General features: G+C 37.3%; 27 protein-coding genes. 21 read left to right on the top strand and 6 right to left on the bottom strand.

Annotation, left to right across the window (positions count from 1 at the left end):
- Positions 1-14: 14 nt before the first annotated feature.
- On the bottom strand, positions 15-1,370 hold the full coding sequence (locus MS6x_RS03195) for an NAD-dependent succinate-semialdehyde dehydrogenase (protein ID WP_482605322.1): 1,356 nt from the start codon (positions 1,368-1,370) through the stop codon (positions 15-17).
- 187 nt (positions 1,371-1,557) lie between these two features.
- Between MS6x_RS03195 and MS6x_RS03200 the strand changes: the two genes are divergently transcribed.
- Genes MS6x_RS03200 through MS6x_RS03210 form a run of 3 tightly spaced genes read left to right on the top strand, consistent with a single transcriptional unit; the run spans position 1,558 to position 2,441 of the window.
- The gene (locus MS6x_RS03200; protein ID WP_482605323.1) at positions 1,558-1,887 is read left to right on the top strand and encodes a YtxH domain-containing protein; all 330 of its coding nucleotides are present in this window, start codon (positions 1,558-1,560) and stop codon (positions 1,885-1,887) included.
- Positions 1,888-2,235: a hypothetical protein gene (locus MS6x_RS03205; RefSeq protein ID WP_482605324.1), complete on the top strand. Its 348-nt coding sequence runs from the start codon at positions 1,888-1,890 to the stop codon at positions 2,233-2,235.
- A complete protein-coding gene (locus MS6x_RS03210) occupies positions 2,235-2,441 on the top strand; it encodes a hypothetical protein (RefSeq protein WP_482605325.1) in 207 nt (68 codons plus the stop codon). The genes MS6x_RS03205 and MS6x_RS03210 overlap by 1 nt, the downstream gene beginning before the upstream one ends.
- Positions 2,442-2,536: 95 nt before the next feature.
- Here MS6x_RS03210 and MS6x_RS03215 read toward each other — a convergent pair whose 3' ends face one another.
- The gene (locus tag MS6x_RS03215) at positions 2,537-3,046 is read right to left on the bottom strand and encodes a peroxiredoxin-like family protein (RefSeq protein WP_482605326.1); all 510 of its coding nucleotides are present in this window, start codon (positions 3,044-3,046) and stop codon (positions 2,537-2,539) included.
- Positions 3,047-3,191: 145 nt separating this feature from the next.
- Positions 3,192-4,493: a DUF2254 domain-containing protein gene (locus tag MS6x_RS03220; protein ID WP_482605327.1), complete on the bottom strand. Its 1,302-nt coding sequence runs from the start codon at positions 4,491-4,493 to the stop codon at positions 3,192-3,194.
- Positions 4,494-4,699: 206 nt separating this feature from the next.
- On the opposite strand from MS6x_RS03220, the gene MS6x_RS03225 reads away from it, so the two are divergent.
- From MS6x_RS03225 to MS6x_RS03235, 3 genes are all read left to right on the top strand, one after another.
- A complete protein-coding gene (locus MS6x_RS03225; RefSeq protein WP_482605328.1) occupies positions 4,700-5,275 on the top strand; it encodes a hypothetical protein in 576 nt (191 codons plus the stop codon).
- A 149-nt stretch (positions 5,276-5,424) separates the two neighbouring features.
- Positions 5,425-6,492 (top strand): DNA topoisomerase IB, encoded by a 1,068-nt coding sequence (locus MS6x_RS03230; protein WP_482605329.1) that lies wholly within the window; start codon positions 5,425-5,427, stop codon positions 6,490-6,492.
- A gap of 12 nt (positions 6,493-6,504) precedes the next feature.
- Positions 6,505-7,380, top strand: coding sequence for a mechanosensitive ion channel family protein (locus tag MS6x_RS03235; protein WP_482605330.1), 876 nt, complete (start codon positions 6,505-6,507; stop codon positions 7,378-7,380).
- 69 nt (positions 7,381-7,449) lie between these two features.
- On the opposite strand, the gene MS6x_RS03240 is transcribed toward MS6x_RS03235, so the two are convergent.
- On the bottom strand, positions 7,450-7,662 hold the full coding sequence (locus MS6x_RS03240) for a hypervirulence associated TUDOR domain-containing protein (protein ID WP_482605331.1): 213 nt from the start codon (positions 7,660-7,662) through the stop codon (positions 7,450-7,452).
- A gap of 289 nt (positions 7,663-7,951) precedes the next feature.
- Here MS6x_RS03240 and MS6x_RS03245 point away from each other — a divergent pair, with 289 nt between their 5' ends.
- The 9 genes from MS6x_RS03245 to MS6x_RS03285 all read left to right on the top strand — a co-directional run bounded on the left by MS6x_RS03245 (position 7,952) and on the right by MS6x_RS03285 (position 16,248).
- The gene (locus MS6x_RS03245) at positions 7,952-8,401 is read left to right on the top strand and encodes a ferritin-like domain-containing protein (RefSeq protein ID WP_482605332.1); all 450 of its coding nucleotides are present in this window, start codon (positions 7,952-7,954) and stop codon (positions 8,399-8,401) included.
- A gap of 107 nt (positions 8,402-8,508) precedes the next feature.
- Complete coding sequence (locus tag MS6x_RS03250; RefSeq protein ID WP_482605333.1) at positions 8,509-9,285, top strand: SOS response-associated peptidase; 777 nt, start codon at positions 8,509-8,511, stop codon at positions 9,283-9,285.
- A 128-nt stretch (positions 9,286-9,413) separates the two neighbouring features.
- Entirely contained in the window at positions 9,414-9,578 is a 165-nt protein-coding gene (locus MS6x_RS03255; protein WP_482605334.1) for a DUF1328 family protein, read from the top strand.
- A gap of 50 nt (positions 9,579-9,628) precedes the next feature.
- A complete protein-coding gene (locus MS6x_RS03260) occupies positions 9,629-9,820 on the top strand; it encodes a hypothetical protein (protein WP_482605335.1) in 192 nt (63 codons plus the stop codon).
- 80 nt (positions 9,821-9,900) lie between these two features.
- Positions 9,901-10,233, top strand: coding sequence for a hypothetical protein (locus MS6x_RS03265; protein WP_482605336.1), 333 nt, complete (start codon positions 9,901-9,903; stop codon positions 10,231-10,233).
- Between the two features lie 490 nt (positions 10,234-10,723).
- Entirely contained in the window at positions 10,724-11,284 is a 561-nt protein-coding gene (locus tag MS6x_RS03270; RefSeq protein WP_482605337.1) for a helix-turn-helix domain-containing protein, read from the top strand.
- Positions 11,285-11,299: 15 nt separating this feature from the next.
- On the top strand, positions 11,300-11,746 hold the full coding sequence (locus MS6x_RS03275) for a response regulator (protein ID WP_482605338.1): 447 nt from the start codon (positions 11,300-11,302) through the stop codon (positions 11,744-11,746).
- A gap of 189 nt (positions 11,747-11,935) precedes the next feature.
- Entirely contained in the window at positions 11,936-14,473 is a 2,538-nt protein-coding gene (locus MS6x_RS03280; protein WP_482605339.1) for an ATP-binding protein, read from the top strand.
- Between the two features lie 260 nt (positions 14,474-14,733).
- Positions 14,734-16,248, top strand: coding sequence for a Do family serine endopeptidase (locus MS6x_RS03285; RefSeq protein ID WP_482605340.1), 1,515 nt, complete (start codon positions 14,734-14,736; stop codon positions 16,246-16,248).
- A 108-nt stretch (positions 16,249-16,356) separates the two neighbouring features.
- On the opposite strand, the gene MS6x_RS03290 is transcribed toward MS6x_RS03285, so the two are convergent.
- Entirely contained in the window at positions 16,357-16,908 is a 552-nt protein-coding gene (locus MS6x_RS03290) for a fasciclin domain-containing protein (protein ID WP_482605341.1), read from the bottom strand.
- A gap of 526 nt (positions 16,909-17,434) precedes the next feature.
- Here MS6x_RS03290 and MS6x_RS03295 point away from each other — a divergent pair.
- From MS6x_RS03295 to proC, 4 genes are all read left to right on the top strand, one after another.
- Complete coding sequence (locus MS6x_RS03295) at positions 17,435-18,295, top strand: sigma-70 family RNA polymerase sigma factor (protein WP_482605342.1); 861 nt, start codon at positions 17,435-17,437, stop codon at positions 18,293-18,295.
- A gap of 168 nt (positions 18,296-18,463) precedes the next feature.
- Complete coding sequence (rpsU, locus tag MS6x_RS03300; RefSeq protein ID WP_482605343.1) at positions 18,464-18,658, top strand: 30S ribosomal protein S21; 195 nt, start codon at positions 18,464-18,466, stop codon at positions 18,656-18,658.
- 226 nt (positions 18,659-18,884) lie between these two features.
- The gene (locus MS6x_RS03305; RefSeq protein ID WP_482605344.1) at positions 18,885-19,076 is read left to right on the top strand and encodes a hypothetical protein; all 192 of its coding nucleotides are present in this window, start codon (positions 18,885-18,887) and stop codon (positions 19,074-19,076) included.
- A 55-nt stretch (positions 19,077-19,131) separates the two neighbouring features.
- Positions 19,132-19,968, top strand: coding sequence for a pyrroline-5-carboxylate reductase (gene proC / locus MS6x_RS03310; protein ID WP_482605345.1), 837 nt, complete (start codon positions 19,132-19,134; stop codon positions 19,966-19,968).
- 24 nt (positions 19,969-19,992) lie between these two features.
- Here the strand turns inward: proC and MS6x_RS03315 are convergent, their stop codons facing one another.
- Entirely contained in the window at positions 19,993-21,792 is a 1,800-nt protein-coding gene (locus tag MS6x_RS03315; protein WP_482605346.1) for a glycoside hydrolase family 15 protein, read from the bottom strand.
- A 257-nt stretch (positions 21,793-22,049) separates the two neighbouring features.
- Here MS6x_RS03315 and MS6x_RS03320 point away from each other — a divergent pair, with 257 nt between their 5' ends.
- Positions 22,050-22,196, top strand: coding sequence for a hypothetical protein (locus MS6x_RS03320; RefSeq protein WP_482605347.1), 147 nt, complete (start codon positions 22,050-22,052; stop codon positions 22,194-22,196).
- A 51-nt stretch (positions 22,197-22,247) separates the two neighbouring features.
- Positions 22,248-22,394, top strand: coding sequence for a DUF5670 family protein (locus tag MS6x_RS03325; RefSeq protein ID WP_482605348.1), 147 nt, complete (start codon positions 22,248-22,250; stop codon positions 22,392-22,394).
- The last annotated feature ends 27 nt before the right edge of the window (positions 22,395-22,421 follow it).

Genomic DNA, 22,421 nt, shown 5'->3' on the forward strand with positions numbered 1-22,421 from the left:
TTATGGTGATTAATCTACTTGTTGATATATACGGTCTTCCTATTTACAAATTCTAACATGCCTTCTTTAGATAATTCACGACCATAACCCGACGCTTTTGTTCCACCAAAAGGTAGTCTAGGATCCGACTTTACCATTTCATTCACAAAAAATCCACCATCAGGAATGGAAGCGATTTTTTTACGTGCGGCATCTATATCCTTTGTAAACAGCATACTACCCAAACCAAATTTTGAATTAATTGCCAAAGCAACTGCGTCTTCCCTATCCTTAGCTCGAATAATAGCGGCAACGGGACCAAAAAGTTCTTCCTCAAAAGCAGGCATGCCAGGCAAAACGTTTTCCAATACCATTGGCTCAACATGAGTACCTTCCCCTAGGTGACCATGACTTAGCTTAGCCCCTTTGTGCACAGAATCATTAACCTGTTCCTTCAAAGTATTTGCCAAATCTTTCCTGGCCATAACTCCAATTCCGGTCTTGGCATCCATTGGGTCGCCAGAATTCAGACCTTGTATTTCCCGTTTAAAAAGCGTAATAAATTTGTTGTATATCTTGTCTACCACTATAAAACGTTTTGCCGCAATGCAACTTTGGCCCGTATTCTGCATCCGCGCTTGCACCATAGTTTGGATATGAGCGTCTAAATTGGCATCTTCCCAAACGATACAAGCATTATTACCACCCAACTCCATCACCGATTTTTTTAAATATTTTCCTGCTAAAGCAGCCACAGCCCTAGCGGCCTTTTCGCTCCCTGTTAGGGTTACGCCCTGTATGGCATCATTACCTATCACGTCTTCTAGAGCTGAATGGTCTATTATCAAAGTTTGAAAACATCCTTTCGGATACCCTGCATCCAGAAATAATTTTTCCAATGCCAATGCACAACCGGTTGTATTAGAGGCATGTTTTAATATAGCCGTATTCCCAACCGTTAAATTTGGGGCCGCGAAGCGAATGACCTGCCAAAAAGGATAATTCCAAGGCATAATCGCCAAAATAGTGCCCATTGCGTCGTAACTAACAAAGCTCTCGTCTGCATCGGTCGGTATCAACGCATCTGCTAAAAACTCGGCGGCATTTTCCACATAAAAGTCACAGGCCCAAATACACTTGTCAATTTCTGCAATACTTTGCGTTATGGGCTTTCCCATTTCTGTGGTAATTAGTTCGGCATACTCTTGCTTCCTATCCCTTAAAAGCTTGGCTACCTTTTTTAAAAGGGTAGTTCTATCCTCCACGCGTTCGTCTTTCCAGATTGCGTAGGCACTCTTTGAAGCTTTGAGCAGATTAGTAACTTGTTCTTGTGTATGAGGTTTATATTGCTCCACAAGTTTATCGGTATATGGATTTATAACTTGAATCATAAGTTTATCTATTAGTGTGGCACAAACTACTTTAATATACTCACAATAAACGCTCCAATCCATTTTCATTTTAGCACAAAACAGATTTACCGACTAGAGCAACTTTTTATTTTTTTGGGTCAACCTATTCTAGTGTTTACTTCCATCTTTGTAATAATTCAATCAGTAATAACTTAAAAACAGATTTATGAACGATAACGGAAATACATTTTTAGGAGTACTTGCAGGAACAGCGATCGGAGCTGCCTTGGGCATTTTATTTGCACCTGACAAAGGGTCTGCAACAAGAAGAAAAATTGCGGAACAAGCAGAAGCAACACGAGATCAAATCGCAGAAACGACGTACGAGTTAAGAGATAGTGCTGCAGCAACCGTAGCATCTAAAAGACAATCATTGGACAACCAGCTAGAGCATATCGTTTCCGATGTTAGTCATAAAACAGAAGATGTGATTACCACTTTGGAAAAGAAATTATCAGAATTAAAAGCAAAGAACAAGAAACTTCAAAAATCGTAAATGGGGATTATAGAAGCATTAGATACCACCAGTTCTGAAGCGGCGTCCAAAGGGGAGGAATATATTAGATTAACCAAAGAATACTACGAGTTAAAAGTATTCCAGCAATTGGCCATTGTTTTTTCTATTGGATGCAAAGCTTTAATTTACGGCATTCTATCTACTTTAGGATTAATTTTTCTGGCCATTACTGCGGCTGTGAGCTTAAATACTTATTTTGAAGATGCATCCACAGGCTATTTAATCGTAGGACTATCATTTTTTGTGTTGATAGCTTTAACGTTCCTAATAAGAAAACGAATTGAAAAGTTTATCCTACTAAAACTTTCAAAAAATTATTTTGACTAATGAAACAGAAAGAATTCAACTCCTTAGAGGATATAAAGCTAGCGCTATTGACATTGAGTTTACAGCGTAAAATTCAAATGGAAGAATTAAAACTTACAAAAAATCAATTTAAGGAAGATTTGAAACCTATGAATTGGATTGGAACACTTTTCAGTGGAGTTAAAAAATACGGTTTATTATTGCTTTTGAAAAAGATAATTCGATAGTAGATTTAAAGCAAAGGGATTAAAAATTAATTTTTAAACAAACAAGCGGTAGAAATTTTCTACCGCTTGTTTATTTACTAGCTTTTCATTACAACTTATGCGCCTCCCCTTGCCGGATATTCTTCTTTAGCTATAAAATCTATGGCCGATAAGATAGCATCTAAATCGGGGCGTGCGAAAGGCATGGTCTGTATCGAGGATGCATAGAGCGTATTATCTGGCCTAACCAAAAATAGCGCAGGCTCTGAAAATATTTCCGGTTCTGACCCCTTAATGCCTTTTGATATGTAAAGGCCCAATTCCTTGGCCTTATCAATAGATAATTCATAACCTATAGGCAATTCTGGAATATTCCATTCTTTACCCGTTTTTTTTGCACGTGCCTCACTATCACAGCTAATTGCTATTAAATGAACACCACGTTTACTAAAATCTTCAAGCTTTGTGGCTAAGGTTTCCAAGTATTTTTTACAAACCGGACAATGCAGTCCCCTGTAAAAAACTAACATTGTAAATGCATCGCTACGTTGGGCCTTCAAATTCCATTGGGTATCGTTAATCAAGTCTAAGCTTAAATCTGGTACTTCTGTTTTTGGTTTAATCATTTTGTTCAATTTATATTTTTTTTAATTTAAGTGTTACCCAAGTATATCGTTAATGGTATTGAACATACTCTTGACGCGAAACAAATATGAATAATTGCGGTAAACGGAGATAGGTTGTTAGTACTATACCTGGGTGAAGGCAAACTTAACTTTGAGCTGTCAGAACTTCAACGATTCTCTTTTTGTCCTTAGTGTTGGTAATAAAAGCGGCGATATCCTCCTCAAACGCTTTTCGCTCATCCCCTATCGCTTCCCGATCCTTTGAAGAAATATTTTGTGAACGACTTAGATAATCTAGGACTTTAAGCAGCCCTTGGATTAAACCAGCATCTGCTTTACCATAGTGTCGTATGGGTTGGATGACGGTGTCAAGTAATTCAGAAGTCGAGATATTGGTTTTCATAACCACAAGCCCCATGGCCGAATGATGTGTTGATGTGTAGGCGGGCAAACGAATCATTTTGTCCAATAAGGGACCTAACTTATGCACGACATCTAAAGCGGTTCCCGGATCATTTACCCCAGGGGACATGGCACGTACCGCTACTTCCATCAGTTTTATGAGCCCCAATAGTGGATGGTTCCCATCATGTAAGTCTTTTGAAATAGTACATGCAAAATATAAGCTTTCTTCTTCCCCTTTTGTTAACGGTCTGTTGGTCTTAAAGAGCGGGTCTCCTTTATAAATATGTTGACAGGAATAAGGGATGACAACCAGTTGTAAATCTTTGGTCAAAACATCGAAATTGAATAAATCACTATCAAAACCTTGGAAATAACCATTCTTGTTTGCAGAAATAAGCTTAAAATCATCATCTCGTACCAGTTTTAACGGAATTTCTTCCGAAAGCGCTACCTCCAAAAGTTTATCCATGTTTTTAGCAGTTCGCATACATATACGTCCTACGATATTTTGGATTTGTACTGCACTAGAAATCGTATGTATAAATGAAACGAAAAGGCCAACACAACAAATCCCTAGTACTGCTGCAATAGTAGTAGACATGCCTACCGTACTGTTTTTTAGCTCATAAGCTCCTAAGGAAATTAAAATTATGGTGCAGTATAAAAGCGTACCGATATAAAATCCAAGAATTAATTGATGTTTTTTGTTAGATACCAAGCCTGGCAAAAGTCTTGGCGAAAAATTAGAAGAGGCTTGGCTCAAAACAACCATCACCATAGTGAAGCTAAAAACGGTCAATGATAATATACCACCAATTAGTGTTGATAGAATGGTGCGCGCTGTATTCGCATCTTCTATAAACAAATACGAAGTGCTTTTTTTCACCGCTGTAATTAACCCAACATTTTCTAAAGAAAGTGTCAGGAGTGCAAAAAAGAGTAGCGCCAAACTAATAAATACCGGATAAAATGCAATACTGCGTACCGCCCTTTGATAGGTATTCTTCACTATTTTTTTGGTAAAAGTGATAGGGTTTTTCATGCGTATGTATTTACCGTTAAAATACCGATAACTAGTAAAGAAAAGAAGCTACAATCAAATATAAAACTAACCTTAAGACGCGCGGACCGGACTCCTTCCGTTGGATATAGGTATCCCGTTAATGTAAAATTGGTTACAGCACGTCTACCTCCTTACTTCCCGTTACTTTTGAACAGAAACAATTTATAAACCTAAAACACATAAATATGAAAAAGCTATTAATACTAGGATTAGCAATTACAGTCTTAAGTGCCTGTAAAATGAAGAAAGAGGAACAAGGCGAAATGCCAGAAATGGATATCGATGTAACAGCCGATGCCGGAGAATTACCCGAATACGATGTTAATTGGGCAGATGTTAATGTTGGAACAAAAACAAAGACCTTGGAGATACCGAAAGTAGTTGTGGTTATGGAAGAGGAAACGGTAGAGGTGCCATATATTGATGTTGAGATGCCGGATGGTGAAGAAAAGTTTGAAAAAACCATTATGGTAGAAGCCGAAGTAACCGATAAAGAACATAACCTTGAAATACAGGAAATTTGGGCTTCAGGCGATATGTTATACGTCATTTCAAAATTGGAAGCGACCTCACAAACCATAGGAGACCAAAAAATGCGAGTATCCGACCAAGTTACCCTGTATGCTCCAGATTTAAACGTAAGACATTATATAGTTGGTGTAAAACCGGAGCGTGTATTTAATATGCAATATGATTATTTGGATTCAACAGATAAGCTTAAAGCTTCATTGAAAGATTACGCCATTATTTACACCAAGTAAGATATTGGTTGTTTGGTTGATTTGAAAAATGGTTTTGGACGTGTTAGCGTTCAGGCCATTTTTTAATATTGCAGCTAATTTCTTGTATTTTTTAATAACACTACTCAACAGTAAGCTCCTACCTGACGTCAAATCACTGAATAATGAGAATGAAAGCCAGACTTCTACAACAATTATTAGATGAACCAGAAACTGTCATCGAAAATTTAGATTTGGTTTACATAACGGATGAAAAGATGCCTATAGTTCGTTTAAAGCAAGGAGAAGATTTTAAATACCGCTTTCTAAACAAACCTTTGAAACGTAAGGAAGACCTTGAACGAATTAGCGCCTTAGTTATACCTCCAGCATGGCAGGGGGTCAAAATAACCGATTTGCCCAATGGACACTTACAAGCCGTTGGTAGGGATGCAAAAAAAAGGAAACAATATAAATACCATACGTTATGGACCAAAGCTAGGAAACAGACCAAATTCTATCGTATGTCCAAATTTGGAGCCGTACTGCCAAACATTAGAAATATGGTAGATACACATCTTGAACAGGAAGATTGGTCAAAGACCAAAGTACTGGCACTCGTGGTGCGACTCATGGAAGAAACACATATTAGAATAGGCAACGAACAATATGCAAAGCGAAACAAAACATACGGACTTTCTACCTTAAGAAAACGACATGTAATCATTGAACCTAACAAACTAAAGTTTCAATTTAAGGGGAAACGTGGAAAAGAGCATTCCATTACCCTACGGAACAAAAAACTGATTAGACTGGTCTCTGAATGTGAAGAAATTCCTGGATGGGAGCTTTTTCATTATTATGACGATAAAGGAGATAAGCAACAAATAGATAGCGGGATGGTAAACGACTATTTAAAAGCTATCAGCGGAATGCATTTTACGGCGAAAGACTTTAGAACTTGGGCAGGAGGAGTGGTATTCTTCAATGCGCTTATGGATATGGCTCCAACATCAGAACCAAAACAAATGAACAAAAATATACTGCAGGCATACGACCATACCGCTAAAGCTTTGGGCAATACAAGAAATGTATGTCGTACATCTTACGTTCATCCCCTGCTTCCAGTTGCGTGTGAAAAAGGGGAGCTGAATTCCTATTTTAAAAGAACAGCTGATTCGGACACCACCAAACCTAATTTCTCGCCATCGGAAGTGGCGTTACAAGAACTAATATCGAACTATAAACCACAATTTTAAAAAATTCGAAATATGACTTTCAATATTGAATCCGCTTGGAACGAAATGGTGAAACGCCTGGAATCTTGGGTAGACCAACTTATTGTGAACCTACCGAATATTATCATAGCGATACTCGTATTTATTCTGGCCATAATTGCCTCAAAATATATTAGTCGTTTAACCTTACGACTCCTAGAAAAAAGTAGTTTACAGCAATCGATGAAAAACGTAATCGCCAAATTGATATCCGTCTTGGTAATCATTGGTGGCTTATTTTTCATATTAGGTATTCTGGACCTAAGCAAAGCGTTGAATACTATTTTAGCCGGTGCAGGGGTAGCAGGTCTGGCGGTAGGACTGGCATTACAAGGTGCCTTGGCAAATACTTATTCCGGTATTGTGCTGTCGTATATTAAACAGATAAAATTCGGGGATTGGATAGAAAGTAACAATTTTGAAGGCGAGGTCACTAATATTGATTTGCGTGCCGTTACCATTAAACAACCGGACAACAATCTTGTATACATTCCTAATAAACTGGTTTTGGAGAACCCTATCAAGAACTTTTCTACCACGGCCCAATCCCGAGTGATCCTTAGTTGTGGTGTTGGCTACTCTTCCGATTTGGAATTTGTAAGAGAACTGGTCAATAAAACTATCGTGGAGAATTTTGAAGCGGTCGAAAATACGGATGAGGTTATTTTCTTATACAAAGAATTCGGGGACAGCTCAATCAACTTTGAAACCCGTTTTTGGATAGATTCAACATCGGCCTTAGAGGTAGCAAGAGCCAAGACTGATGCTATGATTGCCATTAAAAAGGCCTTTGACAAGAACGATATCAATATTCCGTTCCCTATAAGAACATTAGATTTCCCAAAGGGATTTACTATGGAAAACTCTTAAAAAAACACTAGGTAGTTACACAAGAAAAGCCACCGAACGGGTGGCTTTTCTATCTAAAAAATACTAATCTTATCCTACACGCTCCACCTCATCCTCACTCTTTAACACATAATCTCCATCATCCTGTTGAATATACAGGGCTTTGTTTCCTTCTTCACCATTTCGGGTAACTTCCGTTCCCTTTATGGTCTTTGTCGTTTTAGAAGTATAGGTTTCCTGAACTTTTCCTTTAGCTGTACCATTACCCCAGTTCCACTGTACTTCTGTTCCTTTTTTAATCATATCGCTTTTTTTACTGTTTGCCCTTTAAGAATACAATAAAAAACGTAGTCTTAATAGGTTTATAAACTCAATTATTATCAATGAACAATATACCGAAGGATGTTTTAAACAAAAGACGCTATCTAACCAAAGACTAACGCAAATACATCAAAATCACTGATTTTCAAATGGACTAATAATTAGATGTTCTGCATCAACCGCTGCGCTTATATAACTGTATCTTGTAAGTGGATGTAAAGTGAAAGGCATCGATAAATAAATTTTCATTCATTTTAAAACTTAAACAATTATGAGTACATACACAGAAACTGTAGGAGAACGATTGAATACTATTTTAGAGAAAACATATGACGCTGAAAAAGGCTATAAGAAAGCTGCTGAAAATACCGACAATAAAGGCTTAAAAGCTTTTTTTAACAGGAAAAGTCAAGAACGATATGACTATGGACATTCCTTAAAAACAGAAATTAAACAATTCGGGGAAGAAGTAGATAAAGGCGGGAGCGTTACTGGAACAATGCATAGAGCTTGGATGGATACAAAAGCATTCTTTTCCGCAGACGATGCAGAAGCTATGTTAGAAGAATCTATAAGAGGAGAAAAAGCAGCGGTAGAAGAATATGAAGATGTTTTGAAAGATACCGCTTTGCCATCCAGTACTGCCACACTATTAACACAGCAGATGAATAAAATTAAGACAGATCTAAATAACATTAAACGTTTAGAAGATTTGAGCTAAGGTAAAGATTGCTACAAGAAGAAAGAACCGCCTAAGGGCGGTTTTTTTATTGTTCATTAAAATTTCAACAGCTAGGTTAGGTGCGTTTATCAGCTCAAAATCATTACATGTCATTAACGGCATCATTTCATTGTTTTAAGGCAATAAAGGTTATAACCTTTAGTATCTTTTTAATGATGTATTATAAATTATCAAATACGGCAAGTAGAGAAACCTTGGAAAACCACTTAGGCAGGCCCTTTGAATATCCCAACTTTTATAAAAAAAGTGTGTTAATCAATGGTTTTGAAGAAGCTACCATACCGGTCGTTTCAATGGAAAATCATCATGTCATAACCCCTTCAATTTGGGGTATTCTTCCAGAGGGCTACAAGGAAGATTGGTCTTTTTTTCAAAATATCTGCAATACCTTAAATGTACCGATATCATCTATGGATAAACATTTATGGTATGCAAAATCCTTAGCCAATAAGAGATGTCTCATCCCTGTCACTGGGTTTTTTACTTCTTATTTAACAGATGGTGCCGTTTATCCTTTTTATTTCAGTAGAACTAACGGAAATCCTTTTTGTTTTGCCGGTATTTACAACATGACCCATGATGGCTTTCTTAGCTGTTCTATAATTACCTGCAAAGCAGATGACGTGATAAGTAAGGTTCATAACGTGAGCCAGACCATGCCCATAATTTTGTCCAACGAACTAGAATCAGCATGGCTACAGGAAGGTCTAGAAATGAATGATATAAAGGAAATATTGAACACGTCTCATGACTATCAAATTAAATCCTATCCCATTGCACGAGAATTTTACAAGAACAATATTTCCTATGATTCCATGTTGGAACCCGTCTATTACGATGCCGTTCCCACCGGCCTATTTTAAGGCTTTAAAAATCTAATCGGTTAATAATCAAACGGATTACGATATTGAGAACGGTAACAAATGATGATCTTTACTGTAAGGAAATTGATATAGAATCAAAATAACCTTTAACCTTAAATACACATATTATGTTACGATGGACAGTTACTTTTATCATATTAGCGGTTATTGCCGGAATTTTTGGATTTGGTGGAATAGCAGCAGGAGCTGCAAGTATCGCTAAAATTCTATTTTTTATTTTTTTAGTTCTTTTTGTAATCTCTCTTATCAGAGGAAGAAGTTCAAAAATTTAAAACATATATACCTAAGTTAACAACTTAATTAATACATAAATTATAGTAAAATGAAAAAATCAATAACATATTTATTCTTTACGTTACTATTTACGATTTCTCTCACATCTTTTACCAGCTGTAGAGAGAAGAAATCTACAGGGGAGAAAATAGAAGAAGGCGTAGAGGAGGTAGGTGATGGAATTGAAGAAGGCGTTGAGGAAGTAGGAGATGAAATCGACGACGCAACAGACGATAACTAAAAATTAATTTGTTTGGTTAAAAACGGTCTATTTTCTTAAATGAAAGTAGACCGTTTTTGTTAAATCTTAAAACATAAATTATGAAAGAAAACAGTTTACAAAGCGAGAAAGATTATATTGAACGGTATCAGAAAAAAGGCTATACCAGCAGCTATCGCATACAAGGGGATAAGTTGGTAGATGCAAGTTCCAAAATAGATTACAGCCCTAGGGAGGTTTTCATTGTAGCCGAGCATCGGTTTGAAGGAATAAGCAATCCTTCCGACATGTCTATATTATATGTGATCGAAACGCAAGAAGGAAGCAAAGGTACGGTCCTGGCAAATTACAGTCCTGCCAGCACTACATCCATGGCAGAATTTTTTAACAGCATCCCAAAAGATAATATCTCCGATAAGGCTACCATTTTGTAGGATGACGACGGAGGTCTAACACCTGAAATAGAATGGCCATCAAATTCTACAATTTTACTAGTGGCTGAATAACTCTAGTACTCGAATTAAAGATGGTCTCTGGTTTCATAGTTAACAGTAACTTATTAAAACCGCCCTTCTTTAGTTTAATTTTGAAAAGTCGAATACCTAGAAGTCTCATGAAGATTGCCCCAAACACATAAACCAAGCTATTTTAATTATCATTAAGGTGATTATCGTTTACACGTAGTTTCAACGGCTCCTTTCTTTTCACTTTAATGAGAGATAGTTAAAAACCGCCACCGCCCAAACCACTTTGGGCAGACCATTCCAATTTCTACGATTGTTGCATAGCGTTTTGGAGCGCGCGCATAATTATAGTATTTTCCGCTATTGTACAGCTATATTACTTTATCTTATTTTTGTAGAAAGAATGTAGATTTAAGTACGGGTTGTGCTTTCCTGATTGTATTGAGATATACTAGATCAAATGAAGATGAATATTAAATTCGATTATACGGTACTCTGTAAAACGATTTTGCACGAGCAACTAAATGCCTTAGGCTTAGCATATACGTTAAAGAACATGGGAGAAATCGAATTTAAACAAAAGCCAACAGATGCAGAGTTGAAAGAAGTAACGGAAGCGCTTGGCAAATATGGTATTGAAGTATTGAACAACCCGCAGAACGTATTAGTACAGCGAATAAAAGATACCATTGCCGAACTAGTAAATGATGCAGATAAGGCAAGAAAATATACCATCTCTAGCTATATTTCGGATAAATTAAACTACTCGTATTCCCATTTATCGACCGTTTTTTCAGAGACTACGCACTCCTCCATAGAAAATTTTATTATTTTAAAAAAAATCGATGTCGCCAAGCGTCTAATTATTCATAAAAATCTTACCTTGACAGAAATTGCGTACAGGTTAAATTACAGTAGTGTAGCCCACCTTTCGGCGCAGTTTAAAAAAACAACAGGCCTAACGCCCTCCGCTTTTCAACGAATTATAAGTAAACGAAGAAAAAAGGATTTGACGGCCTAAAAGAACAATGAGATTGTGGCGCTAGAAATTATGAACATCATTTTGGCCGATGACGATGCGGATGACAGAATGCTCTTTGAGGATGCAATAGATGAAATTGTTGTTAAGACTAATTTGTCGTTGTTCAATGACGGCAAGGACTTAATGGAGCATCTACTACAACCTGGTATTTCATTGCCCGAAATTGTCTTCTTAGATTTAAATATGCCGATTAAAAACGGGATGGAATGCTTAAAGGAGATTCGAAAGTCCGAAAGCCTTAAAAACTTATGTGTTGCCATTTATTCCACCTCATCCTCAGAACAGGATATCGAGGACACTTTTGTGAACGGAGCCAATATCTACATTAATAAACCCAATAGTTTTAAAGAATTAAAAAAAGCTATAGAAAGAGTATTGAAATTGAATTGGCAATATCATACCTCAGCTTTGAATCGTGACAATTTTTTGCTTCGTATTTAAACCTATAGTCTTTTAGGTTCAAAGAAAAACGAACCCAATTGCCATTTTGTTTGACTCCAAAGCGCTTTGATGTAAAACCAAATAACTTTCGCAGCGATCAATTTCTTATCTTAGGGGCTATATCAAAGTAAACTAAAAGCAGCTATTCAATTGTTTAAAAATTCCAAGATTTTCATAATTCTATTAATTTTGGCAGTTGGTCTATTGACCTACATTGGCAGTCGAACCTATAAGCAAGTTCAGGAGCTTCGTGAGTCTGCGGATATGGTAGCGCATACCTTACGCGTAGAGACAGAAATCAATCGTCTTTTTTCCCAGTACGCCATGATGCAGTCAGCCGTATTTGAAAATAAACTTCGCCAAAATAGTAAAACGCCACGCTTATTTGCAATACACAAAGATAGTGCAGAAGCAACGATGGTGCGTCTTCGTCTCTTGACATCTGATAATGAAATACAGCAACAAAATCTAAGAAAAGCTACCAACATTCAGGAGGAATTTTATAATGCATTAGGCTCATTTACTGCCTATCAATTGCCTATAATCGGAAAGGACAGTACCAATAGCTCGACCTTAAATTCGGTAACAGCTAATCTTGATAAGCTTGTACAACTCAAAACCGAAATGCTCCAAACCGAAGAAACCTTACTACGGAAAAGGCAGTTAGCTTATAAACAATCGCGCTATTTTACTCCACTAATGACTTTATTCTTAGGTATGTTCGCGTTATCTGTTTTTCTGTTTTCCTTTCTTCGGATAAACAGAGAACGTAAACTCACGAAGCAATCAAGCGCTTTCATACAAAATATTCTAAAAAGTAGTCCAAATGTGGTGAGCCACTTTGAGCCTGTTGAAAATGACAAGAAAGAAATAATAGATTTTAAATTTTTGTTTACGAGCGAGCAAATAAAAGATGTAACTGGGGATTTGCAAATCAATATCATAGGAACCAAACTTATAGACAGTTTTCCTATGGCCGCTGATAACGGACTTTTGGAACTCATGAAAAAATGCCTACAATCCGGAGAACCGCAAACACACGAGGCTGAATATGAATTCGACGGAAAGAAAATATGGCTTACAAATACCATTAATAAACTCGGTAATGGTGTCACTAATACCGCTCGTGACAATACCTTACAAAAACAAACAGAGGAAAAATTAAGGACCTTGAACGAACGCCTTTCCAAACAAAATCTTTTGCTCTTGGATAGCAAGGCATTTTTGAACAATATCTTTAAAAGCACCTCAAATGTAGTAATGAACTTGGCTTCGATTCGCGATGATAACAAAAGGATTGTTGATTTTAAAATCCTGTTTATGAATGATGCCATCAATGTGGTAACCGGCGATCTTCCAGAAGAAATCAAAAACAAAAAGGCCTCCGTAATCTTTCCTACGATATTCACTAGCGGTGTTTTTGAAAATTTAGTCACGTGTATTGAAGAAGATAAAAAAGTAACCTACGAAACTTCATATGAAAAAGAAGGGAACGTATTATGGTTCCAAGCTACGGCCATCAAATTAAACGATGGGGTTACCATTACCTCTACCGATATTACCGCAGACAAGCGCCGCGCAGAGCTGCAATTGCGATTGAACGAAGAGCTACAGATACAAAACTCCATTCTTATGGATGCAGAAAAAATGGCTAAAGTAGGAAGTTATAGTGCCGATATTGAAAACGAACTATTTGAATTCTCGCCAAATCTATATTCCCTTTTGGAATACGAACAGGATGAATTTGTACCAACTTTCGATAATTATAGGAAATTAATTCATCCGGATGATGAAGCAGCATACACAGAGCAATCAAAAGCAGCAAGAGAAGGCGTAGGTCCAGATGGTTTTGTCTATCGCGTAAAAACAAAAACGAACAAAGTAAAATTCTTTAAAGCTTATGGACATTTTGAGCAACGACAAAATCAAAAAATACTTGTTGGTGTGATACAAGATGTAACTCAAGAAATTAAAGCGGCGGAAAGATTAAGAACAAAAAACCAAGCACTAAAACGTTCCAATGCAGAATTAGAGTCCTTTAACCGTGTAGCGAGCCATGATCTACAGGAACCTATGCGAAAGATTCAGATGTTCATTTCACGTATTTCGGAGAAAGACCTGAGGAAACTTTCTGAAAAAGGCAGAACTTATTTCGAGAAAATTGATAGCTCTGCAAACCGTATGCAGACTCTTATTAAGTATCTATTGGCCTACTCCAGAATTAATAAAACCAAAAAAGCTTTCGTTCCTGTAGATTTAAACGAAACAATGAACAAGGTTTTAGAAGATTTAGAGGAACGAATACAGGAGTCAAAAATTGAAATTGTTGTTGACGATTTGCCTACCGTAAAAGCAATTCCGTTTCAAATGGAACAGTTACTCAATAATCTCATTTCAAACGCCATAAAATACAGAATCCCTAATAACGATGCAAAAGTAGTTATTGACTGCAAAAAACTACCAAGAGCCAAGATACCCGATGTATTTGAATACAAGCGAAAAAATTATTTTAGGTTATCCGTGATGGATAACGGAATTGGTTTTGACCAGGAAAACTCGGAGAAAATATTTGGTCTTTTTGAGCGGTTGCATCAAAAAGATGAGTACTCTGGTACAGGTATCGGTCTTGCAATTTGTAAGAAGATCACTGAAAACCACAAAGGACATATTGTCGCGGAAAGTGAAGCAGGGAAAGGAGCTTCATTTTGTGTGTATTTACCAGCCTAAGTTGGGCATCTATTGACATTCTAGAGATAAATGCCCCTAGAAACCTAAAGTATGTATACCTCTAAAGATTCATCTTCCAACAAATACACCTAAGACTTAAAATCAAAACAGGTGGCAACCACCTTTTACACTGCTTCCATTTCACAAAATTTTATAACATTTTAAGAAAACGCTCACACTTCTTGGCACAGCGTTTGGATAATCGTGTGTGCGTTCAAATTAACGCATTGATTGAAATAAAAATTTTAAAACGTAACAATATGAAAAGTAATTCGAGTACAAAGACCTACTTTTTTTCAGCCCTTATAGCATTGACCGTTAGTGTTGGCGTTATTGGTGGACAAAAGTACCTTACAGATCAAAAAAACGAAACGGCCATCGTTAAAACCGTAAACGGTATCAGTGCTTCTCAAGTGCTGTACACCGCAGACAAGGAAGGGAATATCACACCCCTCGATTTTACCGACACATCCAAAAAAGTATTGGATGCCGTAGTGCATATAAAAGCAACACAGAGTGCTCCACAAGGCAGAAGCCAAGGAATGCCCAGGGAATTGCCAGATCCGTTTAAACAATTCTTTGGAGACCGTTTTCAAATGCCGGAAGGTGGTATGCAGCAGCAGCCTAGCGTTGGAACTGGTTCGGGTGTCATTATCAATGCCAAAGGGTATATCGTTACCAACAACCACGTTATTGATAATGCGCAAGAACTGGAGGTAACGTTGCATAATAACGAGACCTACAAAGCACAGGTGATTGGTACGGATCCCACTACCGATTTGGCCTTGCTGCAAATTGATGCTGAAAACCTAAAATCGGTTTCTTTGGTAAACTCCGATGATGTGGAAACAGGCGAATGGGTATTGGCTATTGGAAATCCCTTTAGTTTAACCTCAACGGTTACCGCGGGTATCGTTAGTGCCAAAGCCCGTAACATCAATATAAACAAGGAAAAATTCGCCGTAGAGAGTTTTATTCAAACAGATGCAGCCATCAACCCGGGAAACAGTGGTGGAGCTCTTGTAAATCTAGAAGGAAACTTAATCGGTATAAATACAGCCATAGCCAGTAGAACAGGAAGCTATAGCGGTTATGGTTTTGCGGTTCCTAGTAATATTGTAACCAAAGTGGTAGAGGATCTGCTACAATACGGAGCGGTGCAACGTGGTATGTTGGGCGTAAGTATTAGAACTATGGATGGCACTATGGCCAAGGAGAAAAATATCGATTTCGTAAAAGGTGTTTGGATCGAGCAAGTTGGTGAAGACAGCGCAGCCGATAAGGCGGGCATAGAAGCCGGCGACATCTTGGTAAAAGTTGCGGATGAACGTGTAACCACTTCTCCCCGATTACAGGAAATTGTTGCCCAGCAGAGACCAGGCGACAAATTGACAGTTACCGTGAACCGAAATGGTAAGGAAAAAACCCTTGACGTAATTTTAGAAAACTCCAATGGCACCACGGATATCACCAGAAAAGAGCACAAGGAGGTCTTAAATTTTCTGGGGGCAGATTTTGAAACTTTGGATACCAAAACCGCAGAAAAACTGAATATAGATGGTGGTGTAAAAGTAGTGAACCTGTATGCGGGCAAACTGCGCCAGAGTACACAGATGAGAAATGGATTTATCATTACGCACATTGATGGTAAAAAAGTAACCGAAGTAAAAGAATTGGTTTCTATCTTGGAAAACAAAAACGGCGGCGTTCTATTAGAAGGTATTTATGAGGATGTAGCCGGTAAGCAATATTACGCTTTCGGAACGGAATCATAAGTTGTAGGTTGCTTGTTTAATCAAAAGCCCCGTCGAAAGATTTCAACGGGGCTTCTCTTTTAGTTCAACATACTCTTTTCAATAAAACTATTGAAAAGGTAGCTTGTACTATTTACTTAAATCTATACCTCCTAATGGAGTAATGACACGGTCAACGATATGAATAACACCGTTCTCTGTCTCAATGTCATCCTTGATTATTCTCGCTCCTCCAATATATACAGTTTGATAAGGCTCGTCTACAGTAACAGAAATATCATCCCATCCTTCTGCATCAATTACTTGAGTATCTTTAAACTCGTCTTTCATCACTTTTTCAGGTAAGAAATGATACTTTACAAATCTTGCTAAATCCGATTTGTTTTTAGGATTGGTTAGATGTAGATACTCGTCAACGTTCATTTGTTTAAAGGCATCGTTTGTGGGAATGAAAGCGGTGTGCGCATCAAGCATCAATAATGATGATTCCAACCCGGATAAAGCCACCAAATTTATGAAGGTAGATATATCCTTGTCCATATGTGCCAATTCAAAGGTGTCGTAATTTTCACTGTTTTCAATTGTATTTAATACTTCATTACTCCCTTGAGCCATCGCGGTAAAGTTAAAGAGCAATAAACTCATTCCCAATACCAATACTTGTTGTGTTCTTTTTTTCATACTATTATATTTTATAAATTAATAAATCAGTTTTATCCGTAAGCCTATTAATAAAATAATGCAATTAGCTTAAAATCAGATACTAAAAATTAATAGTCTTACTTGCTATATCTTGATTGGATTGCTTTGATTATTGACACAATAACAAAACCTCATATTCCGACGCCTATTTGGCACAGGTAAAAGATATTTGTCTGGTGTAAGAAGGAAAATGTACGCAGCTTACTTCTGGTTTACCCCGTTCAGAACCAAATAATATGAGAACATTGTTCAAGGAAAATCAAAAATAATCTCCACCTAAAAGCAGTTTACAAAAGCTATCGCAACTATGTTGTCATTTGGAAAATTATAAGCTGATCAAGGTAAGCTTGGTTCACTTTCCTTAAACATACCATAGTTACAAACGGTATCATGCCTCAAAATTAATAAACGGCCATTTTATGCTAAAAAAAGGCAAAAAGTCGCTTTAAATTTGGATTTCTGCTAAAAATTGATAGATTTTAGACCAAAATGAGGTAAAAAAAATATGCGGCAACTAAAAATTACAAAACAAATTACAACTAGGGATTCAAAATCTTTAGAGAAATACTTTCAGGAAATTAGTAAAATAGATTTGATTACTGCAGATGAAGAAGTAGAGCTAGCCATAAAGATACGGGAGGGCAATCAGGAAGCACTTGACAAACTGGTAAGTGCCAACCTGAGATTCGTTGTTTCCGCAGCGAAACAATACCAAGGAAATGGACTTCGGCTTTCCGATTTAATCAATGAGGGTAATTTAGGTCTCGTTAAGGCAGCAAAAAGATTTGATGAGACTAGAGGGTTTAAATTTATTTCTTATGCCGTTTGGTGGATTCGCCAGTCTATCCTTGATGCCATATCTAGAAAATCGCGCGTTGTGAGGTTACCGCTTAATAAAATTGGCACCATTGGTAAAATCAATAAAGTGTACGCCGCTTTAGAACAACAGCACCAGCGTCCACCAAGTAACGCAGAAATTGCAAATGAACTTGATCTTAAAGTAAAATTGGTGAAGAGTTCAATTAAAAATTCCGGTAAAAGTGTTTCTATGGATGCGCCGTTTAAAAATGATGACTCTTCCAATTTACACAATGTCATGGCATCGAAATCATCCAACAGTCCGGACGAAGGGGTCATGAGCGAATCCCTTTTAAAAGATATAGACAATGTGCTAGAAACCTTACCGGATAGAGAGGGCGACGTGGTTAGATTATATTATGGAATTGGAGAAAGAAATCCGTTAAGCTTGCATGAAATTGGCGACCTATTTGATATTAGCAGGGAAAGGGCAAGACAGCTAAAAGAAAAAGCGATACGCCATTTACGGCACAAGTCTCGCAGTACCCTATTACAGCCGTATTTATAGCTTCATATAAATAATGGGCGGTATTCACCAAGGCTAGAATCATCGGCTGTAAGCCTAGGATATGTGCAGGGATACAGACATCCAAGGGTTTTGGAAGGTACAATTCCAATCACTACGCATTATAAACACCACAGATAACCATAACAGTATTAAATTAAAAAACAAGATATGTTGAAGATTGAAGTGAAAGAAGGAGAAAACATAGAAAGAGCATTAAAGCGCTATAAAAGAAAATATAGAAACACAAAAGTAATGGCTAATATTAGGGAGCGTCAGCATTATACAAAGCCATCGGCCGAAAGACGTGAAATACAACAAAAAGCGGAGTACAAACAAAAATACGAAATTGAACAGGGAGAATAACCCAAAAACTACTATTCGGCAATAGTGCTATATAAAATATAGTATAAAACTTATCATTTTGTGCTTCAAGGAACTGTTCTAAATAAAATCAAATATAAAAATTGATTGTTTTTGATATAACAATCAACTTCAAGATTCGTTGTCCTTATAGTATAACAAAGTCTTAACATACGTTACTTGGAAAAAGGTTTAGATTTTTTAGGTTACACAAGTCAAATAAAATATAATGAAATTAGTATACATCCAAAGAAAAACAAAAACCGAAAAGAGATATACCCAGAAAATGGGGATGTTTACAACGAATGTTGTGTATGTTAAAAAATATCTCCTTGGGCTACCTCTAAAAACGGTCCACAAATATCGAGAGACCTATTATGGAAAGGTAAAGGACTGCGATGCCTGTTCCTTGTCTGTTTAGTAACTGTATATTCCACCATACGGAATATTATTAATTCACCCCTTTAAATTTATACATGAAAGTATTAGTAATAGGAGCCGGAAATATGGGTCTTACCTACGCCGAAGGCATGTCCAAATCTAAATTACTTAAGAAAAAGAATATCATGGTACTGGATACTTCTGAAGAGAAATTGAAGGAGCTAAACGATATAGCCCACTTTGATGCCTTTGATAGATTAGAAGACTGTGTACCAGAGGCGGACATCATTTTTATAGCCGTTAAACCGTATCAGGCAGAACAACTATTCAAACGCATATACGCTTTGGTTAAACCTGAACAATTGCTGATCTCAATAATGGCCGGCACCACTATAAAATCTATAAAGGAACTTACAGGCCTACATAAAATAGTACGCGCCATGCCCAATCTACCCGCTAAAATAGGCAAGGGACTAACCTCTTATGTGGCATCGCCCGAAGTTTCACGTATTGAACTATTGACGGTCGAAAGCCTCTTAGAAACAACGGGGAAGTCGATATTAGTAAGTAATGAAAATTTCATTAATGCGTCCACAGGTATTTCCGGTAGCGGTCCCGCCTATGTCTTCTATTTTATGCAAAGCATGATGGAAGCGGCCTTACAGATGGGCTTTACGGAGAATGTCTCTAAAGTTTTAGTTAGTCAAACGTTTACGGGTGCTATAGAATTGTTTAACCAAAACAACCTTTCGCCCAACTCATGGATGGAAAAAGTTGCAAGCAAAGGAGGGACCACTCGAGCTGCGTTAGACTCTATGGATGATAACAATGTGGGCGAATTGATAAAAGAAGCAGCCTTTGCCGCTTTTGAAAGAGCTGTAGAACTGGGAAAAGTAAATACCAAGACGAATGTAGAAGCCTCTCATCCATAATATGGAATAAATGGTTAACGTGTCTCAGCGCATTTCTTCCAAAAGCTTAGATTCACTCGTTTTTCCAGAAAAATTTATTGCACATTCTATTAAAGCCAAATGGGAGTATCCTTGAGGAAAATTTCCCAAAAGGCGCTTGGTCTCAAAATCAATATCCTCACTAAAGAGGCCTAAATGATTTCCGTAGGTCAAGACCTTTTTAAAGTGTTCTAAAGCCTTATTCTCTTTTCCGATTTTAAAAAGGCTATTGATAAACCAAAACGTACAAATGGTAAACGAAGAGGATGGCTCTCCAAAATCATCCTTGTTGGTATAACGATAAAGTAAACCATCATTACAAAGGTCTTTTTCAACCGCCATGACCGTACTAATGAATTTAGGATCTTTTGCCTCTATAAAACCATAGGATTCCATTAACAAAACAGATGCGTCCATATCTTTGGAGCCGTAGAATTGTGTGAATGCCTCCTTATCCTCGTTCCATGCCTTCTCCATCACATCGGATTTAATTTTTTCTGCCAAAGGTTTCCATTTTCCAATTTTATGCTGCTTGTTCAACAGTTCCGCCACTTTTATGGCGCGGTCTATGGCTACCCAGCATAGCACTTTGGAAAAGGTGAAGTGTTTGTCCTCTGATCGGAATTCCCAAATACCCTTATCGGCCTCTTGCCAATGTTGTTCCACTATCCAAACAATACCCTTTGTTATTCCCCACAGCTCCTCGCCGTTTTCCATTTCTAAGGGAAATTTTACAATTAGATTGTAAATTACATCCATGAGAATACCGTACATATCGTTCTGTACTTGTTCGTAAGCTGCATTCCCTACACGTACAGGTTTGGAACCCTTATAACCTGATAAATGATCGAGCGTCTCTTCGGTCAGCTTCTTTTCTCGATGTATGCCATACATAATCTGTAGTTTTTCGTCCTTGTCCGGCATTAGGTCGATAATAAATTTCAAATAACGTCTGGCAATATTCTTGTGTCCCAGTTCAGATACTACTTTAATGACCATGGAAGCATCACGTATCCAACAAAAGCGATAGTCCCAATTACGTTCTTCACCAATTGCCTCGGGCAACGAAGTGGTGGCGGCGGCCAAAACAGCTCCCGTTTCGTCATAACTCAACAATTTTAGCGTTAACGCACTACGCTTTATTTCGGAATCGAATTTTTCGTAAGAACTGGTTCGCGCAGACCAATCCAGCCAATATATTCTTGTGCGCTCCAGCTGAATATATACTGTCTCTATCGTGGGTACGATTATCTTTTCATTGTAAGTCAATAGAAAGAAACCATTTTCCTTCAACACAATTTCATCCTCTTCTACAACTGCTTTTTTATTGAAAGATGAATAAAGAAAAACCGTATCGAATTTGACCTCTTTCGTAAGGCTAGCTATAAAATGTTCTTTGATGTAGGACTTCGTTTCACCACGGGCATATTCCAATCTTGGGTCATACTTTACCTTAAATGTTGGTTGCCCGGATACTAATTTTATAAAACGGATAAGTTCTGGTGGCGCATGGTGATTACTACTCGCTTTTGCATAACGCGGCATAAAATCATGGACTTCAAAACAATCGTTCCCATTAGTGAACTTGGTCACAAGGATACACGTATTTTTTTCATAAGTCTGTTCCACTGTATAGGTTTCGTTGACTATGAATTCAAAACTACCACCAATAGTAGTGTCCAATAATTTTGCAAATATGGAAGCCGAATCAAATTCAGGAAGACAACACCAATCGATACTTCCGGTTTTTGATACCAAAGCGGCACTTTTACAATTCCCAATGATTCCGTAATCCAAATTATTCATACCTACGTTGTTACTTCAGTTAATAGTATAAGGCCCATTTTGCACCGCTGCTAAAACTAATAAAGGAAATCAAAAAACATCGCAGAATACTGCTAAACCATCAACATTTAGATGGTTTCGGTCAGTAATTGGTCGTTTTCAAATAATTATATAACGGAATGCAAAAATTATATAACATAAAAAGAGGGTTCATTACGCATCTTTGTAAGGAACAAGGTAAGTAAGCAAAAGCAGTAACCAATAGAACAAACGCACTGATGATAAACGATAAAGAAAAAAGCAAAACATACGCCAAGATAGGTCGTACGTGGTCAACAAAAAATCAAAAAGAAAATCCACATAATCCACATGACAATTTTATCATAGGTATGACGAACCAGACTACAGATCAAAACTCTGAATGAACTGATTTTTTATACGTCCCAAAACCTTACCCACTATTCAATAACCACAGCATGCAAAAATTATTAACAGTACTAACCTTATTACTTTTCTTAATATGGGCTGTTGGATTCTTTATCTACGATTTTGGCAGTAGTATACATTTTTTTCTAGCACTCGCAACGCTAACGTTTATAATAATGGTAATTAAAGAAAAGTAATAAACAAACCCCTTAAAAACAACAATC

The sequence above is a fragment of the Maribacter sp. MS6 genome, assembly GCF_056839185.1.